Source organism: Tissierella sp., from assembly GCF_052089545.1.
GTDB lineage: Bacteria > Bacillota > Clostridia > Tissierellales > Tissierellaceae > Tissierella_A.
The window spans coordinates 3,313-7,810 of sequence record NZ_JBQDAA010000107.1 but is presented as its reverse complement, the minus strand read 5'-3'; the positions used below and the strand labels follow the sequence as shown (position 1 = coordinate 7,810).

The following is a 4,498-nucleotide window of genomic DNA, read 5'->3' as shown; positions in this document are numbered from 1 at the left end:
AAAGAGATAGAAAAAATAGGTTACAATTTAAAAGATGATTTTATAGTTCTTTTTAGATTAGGTATTCAAATAGAAAACTATACATTTGACACTAAAATAGTACAATATCTTATAGACCCTAGCCAAAATGTATATTCTATAAATAATTTAAGTGAAGAATATATAAACTATTATGGAATAGATGAAGAAGCACTACTTGGTAAAGGAAAGAAAAAGAAAAACTATACAGAGATAAGTGAAGATGAAAAACGTGACTATTTAAGTTATATACTCCAGGTAGTATTTAAACTAGAGCCTATTATGATTGAACAATTAAAGAAACAAAATATGGAGGAGCTATATAGAAGTGTAGAAAATCCTCTTATTGAGGTCCTAGCAAGTATGCAATATATAGGTTTTAAAATAGATAAAGATGAGCTTGAAAATTTAGGAGAAAAATACAGTAAGGAGATAGAAGGTTTAACTAGTGAAATACACGAGATGGCTGGTGTAGAATTTAATATAAACTCACCTAAACAAGTTGGCGAAGTCTTGTTTGATACGTTGGAACTTCCAGTTATAAAAAAGACTAAGACTGGCTACTCTACTAGTGTAGAAGTTTTAGAAAAGTTGCAAGATAAGCATCCTATTATAGATAAGATTCTTAGATATAGACAAATAGTAAAGTTAAAGTCTACTTATATAGATGGATATATTGATTTAATAAATCCTGAAAATGGACGAATACATTCTAGCTTTAATCAAACTATAACTAGTACAGGTAGGATTTCAAGTACTGAGCCAAATCTTCAAAATATACCTATAAGAACTGAAGATGGTAAAATGATTAGAAAGGCTTTTGTAGCAAGTGATAAGGGCTATAAACTGGTAGATGCGGACTATTCTCAGATAGAACTTAGGGTTTTAGCACATATATCTGGAGATGAAAAAATGCTTGAAGCTTTTAAAGAAAAAATAGATATTCACAGTAAAACAGCTTCAGAAGTTTTTCATGTGCCTTTAGATGAAGTAACTTCTGAACTTCGTAGCAATGCTAAAGCTGTAAATTTTGGTATAGTTTATGGTATATCTGATTATGGACTTTCAAGAGATTTAAATATTTCTAGGAAAGAGGCTAAAGAGTATATAGACAACTATTTAGAAAACTATAAAGATATCAGGAGCTTTATGGAAGATATAGTTGAAGAGGGAAAAAGGAATGGATTTGTAGAGACTCTCCTTCATAGGAGAAGATATATTCCGGAATTAAAAGCTAAAAACTTTAATGTTAGATCTTTCGGAGAAAGAATAGCTATGAATACACCTATACAAGGTAGTGCTGCTGATATTATAAAGATGGCTATGGTCCAAGTATATAATACTATAAAGAAGAGAGGTTTAAAATCCAAGCTTATACTTCAAGTTCATGATGAGCTTATTATAGAAACGCATAAAGATGAAATGGAAGAAATAAAAGAACTTATAAAAGAACTTATGGAAGGTGCTATAGAGTTAGACCTTCCTTTAAGAGCAGATATTGAAACGGGAGATAGTTGGTATGAAACACACTAATTGTAAGGTTATAGGAGTTACTGGAGGTATAGCTACTGGAAAGTCAACTTTTACAAAACAATTAAAAAATATGGGCTATAAAGTAATAGATGCGGATCTTATAGCTAGAAACTTAATGAAAAAAGATAATATATCTTATAAAAAAGTTATAGAATACTTTGGAGAGAAGATTTTAGGGGATGATGGGGAAGTAGATAGGAAGGCTTTAGGATCTATAGTGTTTTCAAACCCTAAACTACTTAAAGACTTAAACAGTATAACACATCCCTTTATATTTAAAGAAATGAAAAGACAAATAGAAAAAAACTGCGATGATATAATATTTTTAGACATACCATTATTGTTTGAAGAATATAATGAAATGTTAGGCTATGGAATTTACTTTGATGAGATATGGCTTGTCTTTGTTGATAGAAACACACAAATAGATAGGGTTATGAAAAGAGATAGTTTAACAAAAGAAGAAGCTATAAAAAGAGTAGATTCTCAGATGTCCATAGAATCTAAAAAGAAAAAGGCCAGTAAGGTTATTTATAACTTAGAATCTATAGACAAACTAAAAGTAAAGATAGAACTTTTATTAAAAGATTTATCTTAAGGTGGGAGGTAAACTTGATATCCTTTAAAAGAATTATTGTTAAAATCATAATATTACTAGTTGGCATTTTTACTATTACAACTATAGGAGGAGTAATATTATATAGTAGGTATCCACTGGATTATAAACAATATATAGATAAATATTCTGGAGAAAATGGCATAGATCCCTACTTGGTAGCATCTATTATAAATGTAGAAAGTGGCTTTGATAAGAATGCTATATCACACAAGGATGCTAGGGGTCTTATGCAAATTGCTGAGAAGACAGGACAATGGGGAGCTGAAGAGTTAGAAATAAAGAATTATAAGAACAATAGCTTATTTGATGCAGAATTAAATATAAAAATAGGAACCTGGTATATTAAAAAGCTTGAAAAAGAGTTTAATGGAAAGGCAGATCTTATCTTAGCGGCTTATAATGGTGGAAGTGGAAATGTAAATAAATGGCTTGAAGATAAAAAATACTCTAAAGATGGAAAGAGCTTAGAAAAAATACCATTTAAAGAAACAGAAAACTATTTGAAAAGAGTAAAAAGTAACTATAAGACTTATAAAAGAATATATAAAGATGTAGATTTTAAAAATGAAGAATATGATTCTATGTATATTAATTTTTTATATAAAATAAAAGATTATATAAGAAGTATTTGATAATAAAGAAAGGCGATAAAATGAATTATGAAAAAAAGAATGACTATAATTAGTGTTTTTCTTATACTAAGTATTGTTTTCTCGAGTTGCGGAGTAATAAGAAAAGAGCAAGATGAAACTAAGGATAAAAGTGATTTAGAAAAAGAAAAACAAGAAGCTATAAGAGATGAGCTAAATATACCTTTGACAAGACTTAATACCTTAGATCCTTTAAATAGTGGTAACTTTACCTATTACAATTTTAGCAAACTTATGTATCAGTCTCTTTTTGAGTTTGATAAGGATCTAAAACCTGTTCCGCTACTCGCTGAAGACTATAGTATAGAGGATGAAGGTAGGACAATAGAGATAGAATTAAAGGACCATATATATTGGCATAATGGGGACAAGCTTACAAGTAGAGATGTGGACTTTACTATAGAAAAACTTAAAGACTTAAATGATGAGAGTATATATACAAATATATTTAAATCTGCTCTTGGTAACTTTAGTAATTTTAATATGAAAAATATTATAAGCACAACAGTAGTAGATGAAAGTGTTATAAGAATAAATTTTAATAAATCCTATGGGAATAGTTTAGAAGTTTTAACATTTCCCATAGTGCACAAGGGGTCATACAGTAGTGATGGTAAATTTGAGCCAGTAGGAACAGGTCCATATAAGTATAAAGAGTATAATAGTTCTCAAGGAGCTACTTTACTAAAAAATGATGATTATTGGGATGGTGAGGTAAATATTTCTAAGATAAATGGTAAAGTCTTTGAAGATAAAGATTCTATTCTTAAGGCCTTTGAAGATGGTAGGGTAGATTTTGCTTATAGCAAGGGAGTAGATTTAAAAAAGTACGAGAAAGATTCCAATGTAAAAATCTTAGAGTATATTTCACCTGAATATGAATTTATGGGATATAACTTCCAAAACAAACTATTGTCTGGAAAAAATGGTAAGAAGATTAGAAAAGCTATTTACTATGGGATTGATAGACAAGAAATAATAAAGAAAGTACACCAGGGACATGCTACACAAGTAGATACGCCTATACATCCATCATCTTATTTAACTGAAAGTGTAACAAATATTTACGGATATAATGCAGAAAAATCTAAAGGGATATTAAAAGAGGCTGGTTTTGGAGTCTTAGAAAATGATGGTATTTTAAAAGATAGTTTAGGAAAGAGACTATCTTTTGAGTTAGTGACAAATTATTCTAATCCATATAGAAGACAAACAGCTGAAATAATAAAGAAAAATTTAGAAGAAATTGGTATAGAGATAATCTTAAAATATCCTTATAAGGATATGGAAACTTTAGCTAATGAAGATGTAGATAAAGAGTGGGAAGGACTAAATAAGATTATAAAAAAGGGAGATTATGATGTATCTCTTTTAGGTTGGGAGATTTCTGAAATAACTGATATATCTTTTATGTTTCATAGTTCTTTTATAAATAGTGGTTCTAATGTTACTTATTATAAAGATACTTATATGGATTCTTTATTAGAAGATATATACTTTACTACTAGTAAAGAAAAGACAGTAAAATATATAAATTTGCAAGAGAAAATAATGGACGACCTTCCTTATGCAAGTTTGTTTTTTAAAAATAAAGCTTTATTATTAAGGAAAAATATTAGTGGACATTTCGAGCCTACTTTTTTTAATCTATACAAAGGTGTTGAAAAATACAAGTTAT

General features: G+C 28.7%; 4 protein-coding genes. All 4 read left to right on the top strand.

Annotated elements, in window-relative coordinates; genetic code table 11:
* Positions 1-1,551 (top strand): DNA polymerase I (polA, locus tag ACTHW2_RS08410; RefSeq protein WP_442263498.1); only part of this gene is annotated, 1,551 nt, incomplete at its 5' end.
* Complete coding sequence (gene coaE, locus ACTHW2_RS08405; RefSeq protein WP_442263497.1) at positions 1,538-2,149, top strand: dephospho-CoA kinase; 612 nt, start codon at positions 1,538-1,540, stop codon at positions 2,147-2,149. The genes polA and coaE, both read left to right, overlap by 14 nt.
* 14 nt (positions 2,150-2,163) lie before the next feature.
* On the top strand, positions 2,164-2,802 hold the full coding sequence (locus tag ACTHW2_RS08400) for a lytic transglycosylase domain-containing protein (protein WP_442263496.1): 639 nt from the start codon (positions 2,164-2,166) through the stop codon (positions 2,800-2,802).
* 27 nt (positions 2,803-2,829) lie between these two features.
* A partial coding sequence (locus ACTHW2_RS08395) for an ABC transporter substrate-binding protein (RefSeq protein WP_442263495.1) occupies positions 2,830-4,498 on the top strand: 1,669 nt, incomplete at its 3' end.